Below are 15,598 nucleotides of genomic sequence, written 5' to 3'. Positions count from 1 at the left end.
CGCCATGGCACAGGTGACCGCGCGGACCGAGCGCACGATCGACGCCCCCGCCGAGCGGGTGCGCGCCGCGCTCGCCGACTACGAGAAGGTGCGGCCTGCGATCCTCACCGAGCACTACCGCGACTACCGGGTGGAGGCGGGCGGCCAGGGCGAGGGCACGCGCGTGCACTGGCTGCTGCAGGCCACGAGCAAGCGGGTACGCGACCAGCTGATCGAGGTCACCACGCCCGGCGACGACCGGATCGTCGAGAAGGACGCCAACTCCAGCATGGTCACCACCTGGACCGTGACGCCCGCCGGGCCCGACCGCAGCGTCGTCACGGTGGAGAGCAGCTGGAAGGGCGCGGGCGGGATCGGCGGCTTCTTCGAGCGCACCTTCGCGCCGAAGGGCCTGGCCCGGATCCACGACGGCGTGCTGGACAAGCTCGCCGGCTCGCTGCGCGACTGAGCCGAAGGGGGCTGACGATCAGCACGGCAGAGAACGGGATCATCGCCGTCGCGGGCGAGGCGCTGGTCGACATGGTCCCGGCGCCCGTCGGCGACTACTTCGAGGCCGCGCCCGGCGGGAGCCCCGCCAACGTGGCGGTGGCGCTCGCCCGGCTCGGGGTGCCCGCCCGGTTGCTCGCCCGCATCGCCGACGACATGCTCGGCCGCCGCATCCGCGAGCACCTCACCCGCAACGGCGTGCAGCTCGATCACGCCGTCACCGCGACCGAGCAGACGTCGCTCGCCATGGTCGCGGTCGGCCCCGACGGCGGCGCGAGCTACGACTTCCGCGTCACCGGCACGGCCGACTGGCAGTGGACGCCCGACGAGCTGGAGGGCGCCCTCGACGGGCCGGTCGTGGCCCTGCACTCCGGGTCGCTCGCGCTCACCACGCCACCCGGGGCGGCCGTGCTGCGCGACCTCATCGCGCGTGCCGCCGCGTCGGTGACGATCAGCTACGACCCGAACTGCCGCCCCCTGCTCATGGGCGAGCCGGCCCGGGTGCTGGAGGGCGTGCACGAGCTGCTCGCCGTCGCCGACGTGGTGAAGGTCAGCGCGGAGGACCTCGAGTGGCTCCTGCCCGGCCGGTCCCCGGAGGAGCTGGTCGACGACTGGCTGGCCCGCGGCCCGGCGATCGTCGCGGTCACGCTCGGCGGGGACGGGGTCCTGGCCGGCACCGCCTCCGGCATCCGCACCCGGCGCCCGGGCGTGCCGGTCACGGTGGTCGACACCGTCGGGGCGGGCGACACGTTCTCGGCCGCCCTGCTCGCCGGGCTGCACCGGCGCGGCCTGCTCGGGGCCGCCGCCCGCCCCGCGCTGCGCGCCGTCGACGCCGAGACGTTCGACGCCCTGCTCGACGAGGCCGCGCGCGCCGCGGCGATCACCTGCAGCCGCCGCGGCGCCGACCCGCCCACGGCGGCCGACCTCGCACGCGCCTGACGGCGCAGCCGGAAGGCGGTTCAGCAGGGCGCCGTCGGGTCGCCGATGGTGGCGGCGTGGGCGCCGACCGCGGCGCCGCCCGCGTTGTCGCGCACCAGGTTGCCGCAGATGCGCCCGTGCGGCCCGGGGTCCTGCACCTTGATGCCGCCGCCCGCGTTGTCGGTGATCACGTTGTGCTCGACGTGGGTGCCGACGGCGTCGCCGGGCCGGTCGCCCCCGATGCGGACGCCCGCGGCGGCGTTGTGCTGGATGACGTTGTGCCGGAACGCGTTCGCCGGCCCGCGCGCGTCCATCGCCCCCGAGCCGCCGTTGCGGGGCTGCTGGCCGGTGCAGGTGTTGTGCTCGACGACGTTGCCGCGGGCACCCTCTTTGATGTCGACGCACTCGGCGCCGCGGGTGTCGATGGTGTTGCCGCGCACCTCGTTGGCGTCGCTCGCGTCCGGTTCCGGGGTGGGGTTGCGGTCGAGCTGCTCGGGCGCCGTGCCGATGTAGACGCCCTCACCGTTCTGGCCCTGGCCGGGGTTCGGGATCGCGAAGTCGTGGATACCGCACGGGCCGATCTCGTTGTCCGCGACGAGGTTGCGGGTGGCGAGGTACTTCAGCCGGATGCACTCGCCGCCGAGGTTCGCCACTCGCATCCCGAGGATCCGCGTCCCGGACACCCCGTCGTGCGGGACGGTGCTCTGCACGTAGATCCCCTTGTCGCGGAAGCAGTCCTCCACGAGCTCGGCGCAGACGGCGCCGTCGATCGTGAACCCGCGCAGCGTCGTGTCGTCGTGGCGGACCTCGAGCACCCGACCCGAGGTGGGTGCGCCGCGCAGCACGGCGTCGCGCGGGCCGGTGATCGTGACGCCGGGGCGCACGGTGACGACGTGCTCGTCGTAGGTCCCCGGCCGCAGGACGACGGTCTCGCCGGGCCCGGCCGCGGCGAGCGCCCGGTTGATCGTGCGGAACGGGGCGGTGGCCGCGCCCGTGCCGCGCGCGTCGTCGCCGTGCACCGGGTCCACCTCGTACCCACCCGAGGTGGGCCCGACCAGCGCTGCCCAGCAGGCGGCGACCAGCACGACCGCCCCGGCCTTGATCATCAGCCCAGGCGCCTCGGGGCGCGGTCGGGGTAGTCGTCGGGTTGACCGGTCGCCGGGTCACCGGGGGCCAGCGACAGCTCGGCCGGCTCGCTCTCCGGCAGCGCCCACTGCATCGCCCAGTCCATGTGCATGGCGGTCGGGCCCCCGGCCGGCGGGAAGTAGTCCAGCTGCATGGTCATGTTCATCGGCCGCGGCGGGAACTTCTCGGAGTCGGTGTTCGAGTACCACTCCTCGCCGTCGACGTAGGCGGTGATCCGCTCGGGCGTCCACTCCAGGGCGTAGGCCGTCCACCGCGTCGAGTCGTGGCGCACCGAGCCGTGGTCCTGCTCGTTCTTCGGCCCGTGGTGGAGGAAGAAGTCGGTCTCCTGCCGGTCGTCGTCGAGGATCTCCATCCAGTCGATCTCGCCGCCCACCGGGAAGTCCTCCGCGACCGGCCAGAGCAGCAGCAGCGCGTTCAGCCCGCCCGAGGCCGCCGCGGAGCGCACGCACGCCTCCCAGCGCCCGAACCGCTGGCCGGGGTGCCAGCTCATCGCGCCGGTCGTGCCGTCCTGCGTCGCCGAGATCGTCACCACGCCGTCGGCCACCGTGATCGCCTCCGGGGTGCGGATCCCCTGCTTCGCGTGGCCGGGCTCCGGGCCGTAGGGGTGCCAGTCGCCGGGCAGGCCGTCGGTGAAATCGGAGCGGCGGGTCGGCTCGCCCCAGCCGTGCCGCTCGGCCGCGGTCGCGGGGCAGCGCGACGGCTCGGCCGGGGCGGGCGCGACCTGGCCACCGGCCAGCACCGCGCACACCCCGACGAACACCGACAGCAAAACGGACATCTGCACCACCAGCACCTCCAGCCCCATTGGAACCGGGCGGAGGGCGCGGCGCGAGATCAGCCACGCGTACGGGTGAGGAGCTCCTCCACGGGCCGGGTGTTGATGATCCGCTCGGCCGGCACCCCGCACTCGGCTGCGCGCTCACAGCCGTTGCGCAGCCAGTCGAGCTGGCCGGGGGCGTGGGCGTCGGTGTCGATCGTGAAGTCGCAGCCGGCCGCGAGGGCGAGGCGCAACAGCCGCTTGGGCGGGTCGAGCCGCTCCGGCCGGGAGTTGATCTCGACCGCGACGCCCCGCTCGGCGCACGCGGCGAACACCGCCTCCGCGTCGAACTGCGACTCCGGCCGCTTGCGGTTGCCGGTCACCATCCGACCGGTGCAGTGCCCGAGCACGTCGACGTGGGGGTTCTCGATCGCCGTGAGCATCCGCTCGGTCATCTCGGCCCGCGGCATCCGCAGCTTCGAGTGCACCGACGCCACGACGACGTCCAGCTGCGCGAGCAGGTCCTCGTCCTGGTCGAGCGAGCCGTCCTCGTTGATGTCGACCTCGATGCCGGTGAGCACCCGGAACCCGGGAAGCTCGGCGTTGAGCTCGGCGATCTGCTCGATCTGCGCCCGCAGCCGGTCGGCGGACAGGCCACGCGCGACGGTCAGCCGCGGCGAGTGGTCGGTGATCACCAGGTAGTCGTGGCCGAGCGCCTGCGCGGTCTCGACCATCTCCCGCAGCGGCGACCCGCCGTCGGAGGCGTCGGTGTGGCTGTGGCAGTCGCCGCGGATCGCCTCGAGGAGGCCCTCGGCGGCCAGGTCGAGCGGCGACGGCTCGATCTCCTCCAGCTTCTGCAGGTACGCCGGCGGCTCACCGCGCACCGACTCGGCCACGCACTTCGCCGTGACCTCCCCGACGCCCTTGAGCCGCACCAGCTCGCCGGTGCGCACGAGCCGTGCGATCTCCTCCGGGTCCTTCCGCGCCAGCACGGCGGCCGCGGTGCGGAACGCGCGCACCCGGTAGGTCGACTCGTGCGCGCGCTCCAGCAGGAAGGCGATCCGCCGCAGGTCGGCCACGGCGTCGCGGGGCTCGGTCACACCGCGATCGTCGCACGGCGGGCGGCGGGCTCAGCGGGTCGGCAGCGGCGCCGCGGCCACGCCGCAGGAAGGGGCCTCGAGGGAGGTGCCGGGCTCGTACACCTGGCACGCGTCGGCGAGCGCGTCGGCCATGGCCTGCGCGTCGAGCCGGTCCTCGAGCCGGGTGAGGTCGGCGAGCTCGGCGCGGGTCTCGGTGATCGGGTGGACGAGCATGCTGCAGCAGTCCTCGTCGGGCAGCTCGGAGACGGCCCGGGTACCGATCCGCTCGGCCTCGGCCATGATCTCGTTCTTGTCGAACCCGAGCAGCGGGCGCAGCAGCGGCAGATCCGCGGCCTCCTCGACGACCACCAGGTTCTGCAGGGTCTGGCTCGCCACCTGGCCCAGCGAGTCGCCGGTGACGAGGGCGTCGGCGCCGTGGCGACGGGCGAGGCGGGACGCGGTCATCACCATCAGCCGCCGCTGGGCGACGATGCCGAGCTTGCCCGCGCCGGCCGCGGCGAGCGCGCGCTGCGCCCGGCCCAGCGCCACCACGAGCAGACGCGCCGCGGGCTGGTACCGGCCCAGCTGCCGGACCAGGGCGTAGGCCTTGTAGACCGAGCGGGGGTCGGCGAACGGCAGCCCGGTGAAGTGCACGAAGTCGCACTGCAGGCCGCGGCGCATCGCCCGGTGCGCCGCGACCGGCGAGTCGTACCCGCCCGACAGCAGCACGAGGGCCCGCCCGGTCGACCCCACCGGCAGGCCGCCCTGGCCCGGGATGCGGTCGGTGTAGACGAGGATCTCGCGCTGGTCGACCTCCACGCCGATCTCGAGGTCGGGGTTGGTCAGGTCGACGCCCAGCCCGGTCGCCTGGTTGACCGCGGCCCCGATCCGCGCGCCGACCTGCTCGGAGGTCAACGGGAACGTCTTGTCCCGGCGGCGGGCCCGCACGGCGAAGGTCCGCACGCCCCCGCGCTCGGTCGCCTCCGCGACGAGCCCGACCGCGGCCCGGCCTGCCTCCTCGACCGAGCGCGGCGCGCGCACGGCCGGGTGCAGCATCGTCACGCCGATGACGTCCCGGCAGCGGTCCAGCATCTCGTCGTACGGGACGTCGCCGGAGACGAGGAAGACGCCCTCGCGGCGGGTGATGCGCACGCGCCCGACGGGATCGAGCGCCGCGCGCAGGTTGGCGCGCAGCGCCGCCTCGAACCGCCACCGGTTGCGCCCCTTGAGGACGAGCTCGCCGCACTTGAGCACGACGCACCGCCGCGGGTCGCGCATCACCGCCTCCTTCCGGGATCCGATCACAGGTCGGGCTCGGCAGGCCCGCCCTCAGAGGTACACCAGACGACGGGACACCGGATGGGTCAGAGGTACAGGTCTCCGCCCGGCTCCCGGCGCGTCTCGCCGTTGCCGTTGCCGCCGGAGCGGCCGCTGCGCAGCTTCTGCAGCTGCGTGCGGGCGGCCATCTGCTGGGCGGCCACCGCGGCCTGGATGCCGTGGAAGAGCCCTTCGAGCCAACCCACGAGCTGCGCGTGCGCGATGCGCAGCTCGGCGTCGGTCGGGGTGGATCCCGGGTCGAAGACCGTCCGCAGCCGCTCGAGCTCCTCGCGCAGGTCGGGCGACAGCCCGCTGCCGAGCTCCTCGACGCAGATGCGGTGGATCTCGCCGAGGCGGCCGCGCGAGGCCTCGTCCAGCGGGGCGGACCGGACCTCCTCCAGGAGGGTTCTGGTCATGACGCCGAGGCGGGTGATCTTGGCGGGCTCCTGGATCGCCTCGGCCGGGCGCTCCGCAGGCCGGTGCTCGTCGTCGGGTGCCGACCGGCCGTCCTCGCCGGTGGCGGGCTGGGTGGTGGTGCTCGCGAGGTCCACCGTCGACGCTCCGTGCTCCACTCGGGGGAGGGCGGGGACTCCGGCGTTCGCCGGGGCCTCCCGCCCCGCCGCAACCTTCACTCCCTAGCTCAAACAACTTGCATCGGCCACAGTATGTTCCCGGCTTCAGCGCAACCACCGGCGGTTGCGGGGACGCCACGCCTCGGCCCACAGCTCGGCCAGCTGCGCCTCGATCGCCTCCGCCCGGGCGGCGTCGCGCCCGTACAGCACCCCGAACGCGAAGCCGTTCTCGCCCTCGCCGTGGGCCTGGGCGGCGAGCTCGCGCAACGCCTCGCGGGCGACCACGGTGTCCTGGTGCTCGCCGAGGGCGTCCTGGAACGCCTTGAGCTGCTTGGCGAACCGCTTCGCGGGCTTGCCCACCGCGGGCGTGGCGACCTCGGTGGCGTAGCGCAGCCGCTTGCCCGCCTTCCTCGCGTCGTGCACGGCGATGTCGCGCTCCTCGGCGGGGGTGGCCGGGTCGACCGCCTTCTCGACCGCGCGGGCCAGCCGCCGCGCCGCCCGGGCGACGTGCCCGGGCAGCTCCTTGCGGGCGGGTCGGGCGGCCCGCTTCGTGAGCGGGGGGTTCGCGAGCAGCTCGTCGAGGTCGCGGCGCAGGCGCGCGTAGGCGTCGCCGTCCAGCGCGCTGAGCACGGCCGCCGTCGCCTCCCGCTCCACGCGGGCGAAGTGCCGGGTGACCTGCGCCTGCACCGGCCCGAGCAGCAGCTCCGGCTCCAGCCCCGCGAGGCCCTCGCTGATCCGCTCGTGCAGGACCTCCGCGTCGCGGGCGGGGGCGAGCTCGCGGGCGAAGTCGCGCAGCGCCGCCACGAGGGGGTCGGTGCGCTCGCGGTCCAGGAGCGGCCGGTAGGACTGCAGGGCGCTGCGCAGCCGCCGCGCGGCCACCCGCAGCTGGTGCACCGAGTCCGGCTCGTTGCGCCGGGTGCGCAGGTCCTCCGCGGCCAGCCGGTCGACCTGTGCGGTGAGGTAGTCCAGCAGCGCCGCGCCCGCCGTGCCCGGCGCGGCCCGCTTCCCGCCGCCCCGCTTCCGCCGCGGCCCCTCGGGCCGCAGCAGCCGGTCCAGCTCCGCGTCCGCCGAGGTCGACGCGGGGTGCAGCCCGACCTCGCCGAGCCGCCGTTCGAGCTCGGCGGCGAGCCCGGCGTCGGCCAGGTCGTGCAGGTGCACCTCGGTCCACGCCACGCCCCGGGTCGACGACCCGAGCGTGGCGACCGTGACGTGGTCGTGGTCGACGGTGCCGAGCGGTCTGTCGCCCTCGCCCAGCATGCGGGTGCTCGCGCGCACCCGCCGAACCCGGCCCACCGGCCGCAGCTCGCCGTCGCGGACGACGCCGCGCACCAGCTCGGCCAGCTCCCCCGGCACGTCCGGCACCGGCGGCGCGTCGGGCGCGAGCGGGACGCGCAGCTCCTCACCGCGGTCGGCGTCCGGGAGGTCGAGCCGCCAGTGCGCCTGCTCGCCCTCGGCCCGGTGCACGGCCAGGGTGATCCCGGCCGCGGCGAGCCTGCCGTCTGCGGTGTCGAAGCGCTCGACCTCGAGCACCCGCTGCCCTTCGCCGTCCGTGCGCTGCACCCCGGGGAGCCCGTCGAGCCGGGGGCTCCCGGCCTCGGCGGGTCCGCGGAAGGCACGGCCGGCGGTGCGGGGCGTCGTCTCCGTCATCCGATCAGGGTGCCCCAAAGGAGCGACCCGTTCACTCCCGCGGAAGGCGGGATTTCTGCACCTTCCCCATGTCGTTGCGGGGCAGCGCGTCGGTGAACCGGACCTCGCGGGGCCGCTTGTGCGGGGCGAGCAGCGCCGCGACGTGGTCGATCAGCTCCCGCTCCGGCGGCGGGGTGCCCGCGGGCACGACGTGGGCGACGATCCGCTCGCCGAGATCGGGGTCCGGCACCCCGACCACCGCCACCTCCGCGACGCCCGGGTGCTCCAGCAGCGCGTTCTCGATCTCGCCCGCCCCGATCTTGTAGCCGCCGGACTTGATCAGGTCGGTGGCGCTGCGCCCGACGATCGCGAGCGCCCCGCTCTCGGTCCAGCGCCCGATGTCCCCCGTCGCGAACCAGCCGTCCGGGGTGTGCGCCGCGGCCGTGGCGTCCGGGCGGTTGAGGTAGCCGGAGAACAGGCTGGGCCCGCGGACCTCCACCGCGCCGAGGCCGTCGTCGCCGCCGCCCGGGAGCGGCGCGAGCCGGATCTCGGTGCCGCGCAGCGGCGGCCCGACCGTGCCGACCTCGGGCTCGTCGGCGGCCCGGGCCGCGGTGAGGATCAGCGTCTCGGTGAGCCCGTAGCGCTCGCGCACGGCGAGGCCGGTGGCCCGCAGCAGCCGGGCGTGGTCGACCGCGGTGAGCGCCGCGGACCCGGACACCAGCAGCCGCGCCCGGCCGATCTCCTTGGCCGAGTCGGGGTCGGACTCGAGCTGGTCGGCGAGCCGGTGGTACTGGGTGGGCACCCCGAACACCATCGACGGCCCCGCCGCGGCCAGCGCCTTCGCGTCGAGCTTGCCGATGTGGTGCAGGCTCCCGCCGCGCCGCAGCGGGCCGAGCACGCCGAGCACGAGGCCGTGCACGTGGAACAGCGGCAGGGCGTGGGCGAGCAGGTCGTCGCCGGTCCACTCCCACGCCTCGGCCAGCGCGTCCAGGTCGTAGGCGATCGCGCTGCGCGGCAGCACCGCGCCCTTGGGCGGGCCGGTGGTGCCGGAGGTGTAGATCACCAGCGCCGGGGCGTCCGGCGGGGGCTCGTCGGTCGGCACCGGGGCCACCGCGGTGAGGTCGACGTCCAGCCGCGGCAGCGCCCCGAGCGGCCCGGGCAGCGTCGCGCCGGGCGCGGCCAGCACGAGGTCGGGCGCGCAGTCGCCGACGACGTGCCCGAGCTCGCGCTCCCCCAGCTTCGGGTTCACCGGCACCACCGCGACGCCCGCGAGCAGCGCGGCCGTGACCCCCACCGCGGTGTGGATCGTCGGCGTCGCGTGCACCGCGACGCGCTCGCGACCCGCGAGCGAGCCGGCGATCGCCCCGGCCGCCCCGGCGAGTTGGCGGTAGGTCAGCACGTCGTCGCCGAACCGCAGGGCGGGCCGGTCGTCGGGGTCGAGGAGAGCGGGGAACAGCGGGTTCACACAACCACCTTGCCGGGATTGAGGATCCCCTTCGGATCCAATGCCTGCTTCACCGCGCGTTGCAGCGCGAGGACTCCGGGGCCGAGCTCGGCGCGCATGCCCGGCAGCTTGAGCAGTCCCACCCCGTGCTCGCCGGTGACGGTGCCGCCGAGGGCGAGCGCGGCGTCGACGATGTCGTCGAACGCGGCCTGCGCACGCCGCTTCGCGGCCTCGTCGCCGTGCGGGGTGATCAGGAGCGGGTGCAGGTTGCCGTCGCCTGCGTGGGCGATGTTGGCGATCAGCACGTCGTGCCGCACGGCGATCTCCTCGACGCGGGCCAGCATCTCGGCGAGGCGGCCGCGCGGGAGGCAGACGTCCTCGGTGAGCATGGCGTCGCCGCGCTGCTCCAGCGCCGGGTAGGCCAGGCGGCGGGCGTCGAACAGCGCCTCGGCCTCGGTGGCGTCGGTGGAGAAGACGGCCTCGCGGGCGCCCGCGGCCTCGAACTCGGCGTGGATCGCCGCGGCCTCCTCCCCTGCCGCGGGTTCGGGCAGATCGGTCTGGGCGAGCAGCAGCACCGCCGCGTCCTCGGGCAGGCCGGCGTGCTTCCAGGCGTTGACCGCGTGCAGGCACACGCGGTCGATCAGCTCGAACGCCGAGGGCTGCAGCCCGCGCGCGGTGACCCGGTGCACCGCGTCGCCCGCCGCGGAGAGCGTGTCGAAGAACCCGACGACGGTGCGCGGGACGGCGGTGCGCAGCGGCCGCAGCCGCACCGTGACCTCGGTGATCACCCCCAGCGTGCCCTCGGAGCCGACCATGAGCCCGGCGAGGTCGTAGCCCGCGACGCCCTTCGCGGTGCGCCGCCCGACCCGCACCACGTCGCCCGCGGCCGTCACGACCTCGAGGGCGAGCACGTAGTCGCGGGTGACGCCGTACTTCACGCAGCACAGGCCGCCCGCGTTGGTGGCGACGTTGCCACCGATCGTCGACCAGGGCGCGCTCGCCGGGTCCGGCGGGTACCACAGGCCGCGCTCCGCGGCGGCGGCGCGCAGGTCGTCGTTGACCACCCCGGGCTGCACGACGGCCAGCCGCTCGGCCTCGTCGATCTCGACGATCTCCCGCATCCGCTCGGTGGACAGCACCACGCACCCGTCCACCGCGTTCGCCCCGCCGGACAGGCCGGTGCCCCCGCCGCGCGGGACGAGCGGGCGCACGTGCCGGTCGCAGGCCGCGACGACCGCGGCGACCTCGGCCGTGGTGCGCGGGCGGACCACGGCGGCGGCCCGCCCGTAGGCCGCCCACTCGGCCTCGTCGTGCAGGTACGGCGCCACCACGTCGGGGTCGACGAGCACGCGGTCGGCCGGGAGCGCGGCACGGAGGTCGGCGACGAGCGGGTCGGCGGGAGCGGGCACAGCTGGCACGCTAACCCGCCGCACGACCGCGCCGCACCCGTCCGGCGATCTCCCTTCCCAACAGGTGGCCCGATCGCCAGGCCGTCTCCACCCGCGGGCTGCCCCATCCGTCCCCGGCGAGCCCGATGCCGTCGTCGGTGAGGTGGAAGAGAGCCTCGCGGGTGCCGTCGGGGGACGCGTGCGGCCAGTGGCGCGCGAGCGTCCACTCCGGCGGGGTGCGGATGCCGAGCAGCTCGCGCAGCGCGTCGAGCACCGGCCCGACCGCACCGTCCGGGTCGGCCTCGTGGGCGCGGGCGACCTCGGCGGTGGTGTGCGCCACCAGGACGGGGGCGCCGTCGCCACGGCGGCTGCCGTCGTCGGCGACGAGGGTGAGCACCGGGTGGTCGTTGACGAACGCGGCGGGCAGCTCCGGCCAGTCCCGGGCCTCCCAGCCCGCGGCCACCGCGATCGCGGGCCGCCACCCGCGGCCGACCAGCGGGGCGGCGGCGGGGTGTTCCGGGCCGAGCAGCCGCAGCGCCTCCGGGTCGGGCATAGCGAGCACCACGGCGTCAGCGGGCTCGCCGTCGACGACCGGGCCCGGGCCGACCCGGCGCACCTCGCGGCCCAGCTCGACGTCGAGGCCGCGGACCAGCTCGGCGACGAGCCCGCCCAGCCCGCCGGGCGCGGCCCAGCGCTGCGGCCCGGGCGCCCGGTCGCGGGTGCCGCGGCCGAAGACGGCGAGCTCAGAGGTCCACGGCCGGACGAGCCCGGCGTCCCGCCACCGCCGCACGACCCGCTCGAAGGCCCCGTCGCGCACCGTGAAGTAGGCGGCGCCGAGGTCGACCGGCCGGCCGGCGACCCGGTGGCCGCCCATCCGGCCGCCGACCTCGCCCGCCCGGTCCACGAGCCGCACCGGCACCCCGGCCGCCGCGAGCTCGGCGGCGCAGGCCGCTCCGGCGATGCCCGCGCCGATCACCACGACGGTCACGGCCGTACCGTACGGCCGTCGCCCGCGGCGGCGACCCGGTCGAGCCGCTCCCGCCACCACCGGACCCGGTCCGGGGCGGCGGCCACGGCGGCGCGGCGCACGGGCTCGGGGGCGCGCCGCGGCACGGGCAGCCAGCCGTCGACGGGGCGCAGCGGCTCCTCGACGACGTCCGCGGTGAGCAGCGCGCCCGTGCCGATCCCGCACGCCATGTCCAGCGTCGGCAGCGCCCCGGCGAGCGCCAGCTCGGCGGCGAGCCCGACGCTCGTCTCCAGCGCCGACGACACCACGCACGGCAACCCGCACGCCTCGGCCACGGCGAGGGCCCTGCGCACGCCGCCGAGCGGGGCGACCTTGAGGATGGCGACGTCGGCCGCCCCGGCCACGGCGACCCGCAGCGGGTCCTCGGCACGGCGGATCGACTCGTCGGCCGCGATCCGCACGTCGACCTGGCGCCGGACCGCCGCCAGCTCGTCGATCGTGCGGCAGGGCTGCTCGACGTACTGCAGGCCGCCCGCCGCCCGGTCCAGCGCCGTGATCGCCTCGACCGCCTCGTCCACGCCCCACGCGCCGTTGGCGTCCACCCGCACCGCACCCGCCGGGCCGAGCGCGTCGCGGACCGCGGCCACCCGCTCGAGGTCCGCGGGGAGCGACCCGGGCGCGTCGGCGACCTTGACCTTCGCGGTGGCGCACCCGGACGCCCGCACGATCTCCTGGGCCCGCTCCGGGCCGACCGCCGGGACGATGCAGTTCACCGGGACCCGGTCGCGCACCGGCTCCGGCCACCCCTCCTCGGCCGCCTCCCGCGCGGCGGCGAGCCACGGCACGGACTCGCGATCGTCGTAGTCGGCGAACGGGCAGAACTCGCCCCACCCGGCCGGGCCCTCGACCAGCACCCCCTCGCGGACGGTGATCCCGCGGAAGCGCGTGGTCAGCGGGATGGAGTAGACGTCGAGCACCGCCCGACCCTACGTCGCCGCGCCCGCGCCCAAACCCCGACTCGCACGCACCCGGAGCGCGACTCGCCGATGCCCCGGCGAGTCGCGGTGTGGGTGCGGGTGGGTCGCGGTGCGGGTGTCAGGCCAGCAGCTCGTGGTCGGCCGGGCGGACCTTGCGGGTGCGGCGGCGGAACTGGAAGGTGTAGCCCGGCCAGAGGGTGCGGTTGCGCCCGTCCTCGTCGAGGTACCAGCTGGCGCAGCCGCCCGCGGTCCACACCGAGCCCTCGAGCCTGCGCTGCAGCTCGGCGTTGTAGGCGTCCTGGCGGTCCCGGCGGGTGTCGAGGGCCACCGCGCCGTGCTCGTCGAGCACCCGCAGCGCGTCCAGGACGTAGTTCAGCTGCGACTCGATCATGTAGATCATCGAGCTGTGCCCCAGGCCGGTGTTCGGCCCGGTGAGCACGAACAGGTTCGGGAACCCGGCGATCGTCGTGCCGAGGAAGGCCTCGACGACGCCGGAGTCGGCGAGCCGCACGCCGTCGCGGCCGATGATCGGCACCGACTTGCCCAGCCCGGCGCCGACCGTGAACCCGGTGCCGAAGATGATCGTGTCGACCTCGTGCTCGGCGCCGTCGGCGGTCACCACGGCGTCCGGGGTGATCCGCACGATCTTCTCGGTGACGACGTCGACGCCCGGCCGCTTGAGCGCCGGGTAGTAGTCGTTGGACATCAGGATGCGCTTGCAGCCGATCGTGAAGTCCGGCGTGACCTTGGCCTCGAGGTCGGGCCGGTCGGCGAACACCCGGTGCAGGTAGGCGCGGGCGATCCGCTCCACGACGGCCATGCGCCGCGGCTTCAGGAAGCCGCTGACCAGGGCCTCGTTGCGGGCGTAGATCAGGGCGCGCTGCAGCTTCTGCAGCGCGGGCGCGGCCCGGTAGAGCCGGCGCACCGCGGCGGGCACCGGGCGGTCCGGCTTCGGCAGCACCCACGGCGCCGTGCGCTGGAAGAGGGAGAGCGACGCCACCCGCGGCTGGATCGCGGGCACGAACTGGATGGCGCTCGCCCCCGTGCCGATCACCGCCACCCGCCGGCCGGTCAGGTCGTGGTCGTGGCGCCACTGCGCGGAGTGGAAGGCGGTGCCTGCGAACTCGTCCAGGCCGGGGATGTCGGGCACCGACGGCTCGTGCAGCGCGCCGGTCCCCCACACGACGACGCGCGCGTGCACCTCCCCGCCCTCGCGGAGCCGCAGCCGCCAGCCCCTGCCCACCCAGCGGGCCTCGGTGACCTCGGCGCCGTAGCGGATCCGGTCCCGCACGCCGAAGCGGTCGGCGACGCGCTCCAGGTAGGCGCGGATCTCCGGCTGCCGCGCGAACGTGCGCGTCCAGTCCGGGTTGGGCGCGAACGAGAACGAGTACAGGTGCGACTGCACGTCGCACGCGCAGCCCGGGTAGGTGTTGTCGCGCCAGGTGCCGCCGAGCGTGTCGCCCTTCTCCAGGATGACGAAGTCCTCGCGGCCGGCCCCGCGCAGCCGCACCGCGGCGCCGATCCCGGCGAACCCGCTGCCGACGATGGCCACGTCGACCCGCTGGACGTCCATGTGCGGCTCCTCCCGAAGGGTTACCGCCAGTAAGTTACCACGAGTAAGTTACCTCCGGTAGGGTTCGGCCGTGGACCCACGGGCACCCCGGCGCCGCGTCGGCCGTGCCGAGCGCGAGCGCCAGATCCTCGACGCGGCCGTCGCCGTGTTCGGCGAGCGCGGCTACCAGAACGCGTCGATGGACCAGGTGGCCGAGCGCGTCGGCGTCACCAAGCCGGTGCTCTACGCGCACTTCGGCTCCAAGGACGGGCTCCTGCTCGCGTGCATCGCGCGGGCTCGCGCCGAGCTGCTCGAGGTGACCTCGACGGCGGCCGCCTCGGCAACCACCCCGGAGGAGATGCTGCGCCGGGGCACGCTCGCGTTCTTCGAGTACCTGGAGCGGCACGCTCCGGCGTGGCGGCTGATGTACGCGGAGTCGGCGGTCGCGGGCGACGCGATCGAGGAGATCCGCGCCCAGCAGACCGACTTCATCGCCACCCTGCTCGCGGCCCAGGCCCCCGACGCCGACCACCAGCGGCTCACCGGGTGGGCGCAGGTGATCGTCGGCGCCTGCGAGCGGCTCGCGCTGTGGCGCGACCGGGCGGGCGTCACGAGCGAGGAGGCCACCGAGTACCTCATGGACCTCGTCTGGACCGGCCTGGGGCACAGGGCACAATCCGCTCGATGAGCACGACGGCACCCCGGCTGCTGCAGGTGAGGCGCAGCGAGCGGATCACCCCGCGGATGGTCCGCGTGACGCTCGCGGGAGACGAGCTCGCCGGGTTCCGCGGCGAGGGCCCGGACCGGCGGATCAAGATGTTCTTCCCGGTCGCGGGCCAGGAGCGGCCCGCCGTGCCGCGGGCCACGTCCGGCGGCCCGGTCTGGCCCGCGGGCGAGCCGCGCCCGGCCATCCGCACCTACACCGTGCGCCGGTTCGACCCGGTGGCGGGCGAGCTCGACGTCGACTTCGTGCTGCACGAGGGCCACGGCCCGGCCGCGGCGTGGGCGCGCGACGCGCGCCCGGGCGCGTGGGTGGGCGTGTCCGAGCCCGGCGGCCGCTACGAACCGGACCCGGCGGCGGACTTCCACCTCGTGATCGGCGACGAGACCGCGCTCCCCGCCGTCGCCACGGTGCTCGAGGCCCTGCCCGCGGGCGTCCCGGTGCTCGCGTTCCTCGAGGTGGCCGACGCCGCCGAGGAGCAGGAGCTGCCCGGCTCCGCGCAGGTGCGGTGGCTGCACCGCGGCGACGCCGCGCCGGGCGAGCCGCTCGCCGCCGCGGTGCGGGCCGCCGAGTTCCCGCCCGGCAGCGGGCAGGCGTGGCTCTCCGGCGAGTCGGGCTGCGTGCGCCACCTGCGCAAGCACCTGCTCG

Annotated in this window: 15 protein-coding genes; 4 read left to right on the top strand and 11 right to left on the bottom strand. The window is 75.8% G+C overall.

The genetic code is table 11. The features are described 5' to 3' along the window. The first annotated feature begins 4 nt into the window (after nt 1–4). Nucleotides 5–448, top strand: a complete 444-nt coding sequence (locus VKZ81_RS02600; RefSeq protein ID WP_324239784.1) for an SRPBCC family protein — start codon at nt 5–7, stop codon at nt 446–448. After that, the gene (locus tag VKZ81_RS02595; protein ID WP_324239783.1) at nt 445–1,425 is read left to right on the top strand and encodes a carbohydrate kinase family protein; all 981 of its coding nucleotides are present in this window, start codon (nt 445–447) and stop codon (nt 1,423–1,425) included. The genes VKZ81_RS02600 and VKZ81_RS02595 overlap by 4 nt, the downstream gene beginning before the upstream one ends. Before the next feature lie 20 nt (nt 1,426–1,445). Here VKZ81_RS02595 and VKZ81_RS02590 read toward each other — a convergent pair whose 3' ends face one another. The 11 genes from VKZ81_RS02590 to VKZ81_RS02540 all read right to left on the bottom strand — a co-directional run bounded on the left by VKZ81_RS02590 (nt 1,446) and on the right by VKZ81_RS02540 (nt 14,250). Next, nucleotides 1,446–2,510, bottom strand: coding sequence for a right-handed parallel beta-helix repeat-containing protein (locus VKZ81_RS02590; protein WP_324239748.1), 1,065 nt, complete (start codon nt 2,508–2,510; stop codon nt 1,446–1,448). After that, the gene (locus VKZ81_RS02585) at nt 2,510–3,328 is read right to left on the bottom strand and encodes a glycoside hydrolase family 16 protein (RefSeq protein WP_324239747.1); all 819 of its coding nucleotides are present in this window, start codon (nt 3,326–3,328) and stop codon (nt 2,510–2,512) included. Before VKZ81_RS02585 ends, VKZ81_RS02590 begins: the two co-directional genes overlap by 1 nt. Nucleotides 3,329–3,384: 56 nt before the next feature. Next, nucleotides 3,385–4,407, bottom strand: coding sequence for a PHP domain-containing protein (locus tag VKZ81_RS02580; protein ID WP_324239746.1), 1,023 nt, complete (start codon nt 4,405–4,407; stop codon nt 3,385–3,387). 30 nt (nt 4,408–4,437) lie between these two features. Further along, nucleotides 4,438–5,664: a tRNA uracil 4-sulfurtransferase ThiI gene (thiI, locus tag VKZ81_RS02575; RefSeq protein ID WP_324239745.1), complete on the bottom strand. Its 1,227-nt coding sequence runs from the start codon at nt 5,662–5,664 to the stop codon at nt 4,438–4,440. 86 nt (nt 5,665–5,750) lie between these two features. Next, complete coding sequence (locus VKZ81_RS02570; protein ID WP_324239744.1) at nt 5,751–6,254, bottom strand: proteasome activator; 504 nt, start codon at nt 6,252–6,254, stop codon at nt 5,751–5,753. Between the two features lie 126 nt (nt 6,255–6,380). Then, nucleotides 6,381–7,922: a CYTH and CHAD domain-containing protein gene (locus tag VKZ81_RS02565; RefSeq protein WP_324239743.1), complete on the bottom strand. Its 1,542-nt coding sequence runs from the start codon at nt 7,920–7,922 to the stop codon at nt 6,381–6,383. 31 nt (nt 7,923–7,953) lie between these two features. After that, the gene (locus VKZ81_RS02560) at nt 7,954–9,366 is read right to left on the bottom strand and encodes an AMP-binding protein (RefSeq protein WP_324239742.1); all 1,413 of its coding nucleotides are present in this window, start codon (nt 9,364–9,366) and stop codon (nt 7,954–7,956) included. After that, nucleotides 9,363–10,754 carry an FAD-binding oxidoreductase gene (locus VKZ81_RS02555; protein ID WP_324239741.1) on the bottom strand — a complete coding sequence of 464 codons (1,392 nt, stop codon included), beginning with the start codon at nt 10,752–10,754 and terminating at the stop codon, nt 9,363–9,365. Before VKZ81_RS02555 ends, VKZ81_RS02560 begins: the two co-directional genes overlap by 4 nt. Before the next feature lie 10 nt (nt 10,755–10,764). After that, the gene (locus VKZ81_RS02550) at nt 10,765–11,721 is read right to left on the bottom strand and encodes an NAD(P)/FAD-dependent oxidoreductase (RefSeq protein WP_324239740.1); all 957 of its coding nucleotides are present in this window, start codon (nt 11,719–11,721) and stop codon (nt 10,765–10,767) included. Then, nucleotides 11,718–12,677: an o-succinylbenzoate synthase gene (locus VKZ81_RS02545; protein WP_324239739.1), complete on the bottom strand. Its 960-nt coding sequence runs from the start codon at nt 12,675–12,677 to the stop codon at nt 11,718–11,720. The genes VKZ81_RS02550 and VKZ81_RS02545 overlap by 4 nt, the downstream gene beginning before the upstream one ends. 118 nt (nt 12,678–12,795) lie before the next feature. After that, the gene (locus tag VKZ81_RS02540) at nt 12,796–14,250 is read right to left on the bottom strand and encodes a flavin-containing monooxygenase (RefSeq protein WP_324239738.1); all 1,455 of its coding nucleotides are present in this window, start codon (nt 14,248–14,250) and stop codon (nt 12,796–12,798) included. A 70-nt stretch (nt 14,251–14,320) separates the two neighbouring features. Between VKZ81_RS02540 and VKZ81_RS02535 the strand changes: the two genes are divergently transcribed. Beyond that, nucleotides 14,321–14,917 carry a TetR/AcrR family transcriptional regulator gene (locus VKZ81_RS02535; protein ID WP_324239737.1) on the top strand — a complete coding sequence of 199 codons (597 nt, stop codon included), beginning with the start codon at nt 14,321–14,323 and terminating at the stop codon, nt 14,915–14,917. Next, a partial coding sequence (locus tag VKZ81_RS02530) for a siderophore-interacting protein (protein WP_324239736.1) occupies nt 14,914–15,598 on the top strand: 685 nt, incomplete at its 3' end. The genes VKZ81_RS02535 and VKZ81_RS02530, both read left to right, overlap by 4 nt.

The sequence above is a fragment of the Pseudonocardia sp. genome (genome assembly GCF_035305885.1).
Taxonomy (GTDB): domain Bacteria; phylum Actinomycetota; class Actinomycetes; order Mycobacteriales; family Pseudonocardiaceae; genus Pseudonocardia.
Note: the sequence above shows the minus strand (reverse complement) of the source record. Positions and strands in the feature narration are given on the sequence as shown.

Bases quoted from the DNA above. Each gene is read 5' to 3' on its own strand.
- VKZ81_RS02600 (WP_324239784.1), top strand. From the start codon at position 5: ATGGCACAGGTGACCGCGCGGACCGAGCGCACGATCGACGCCCCCGCC.
- VKZ81_RS02590 (WP_324239748.1), bottom strand. From the start codon at position 2,510: ATGATCAAGGCCGGGGCGGTCGTGCTGGTCGCCGCCTGCTGGGCAGCG.
- VKZ81_RS02585 (WP_324239747.1), bottom strand. From the start codon at position 3,328: ATGTCCGTTTTGCTGTCGGTGTTCGTCGGGGTGTGCGCGGTGCTGGCC.
- thiI (WP_324239745.1), bottom strand. From the start codon at position 5,664: ATGCGCGACCCGCGGCGGTGCGTCGTGCTCAAGTGCGGCGAGCTCGTC.
- VKZ81_RS02565 (WP_324239743.1), bottom strand. From the start codon at position 7,922: ATGACGGAGACGACGCCCCGCACCGCCGGCCGTGCCTTCCGCGGACCC.
- VKZ81_RS02540 (WP_324239738.1), bottom strand. From the start codon at position 14,250: ATGGACGTCCAGCGGGTCGACGTGGCCATCGTCGGCAGCGGGTTCGCC.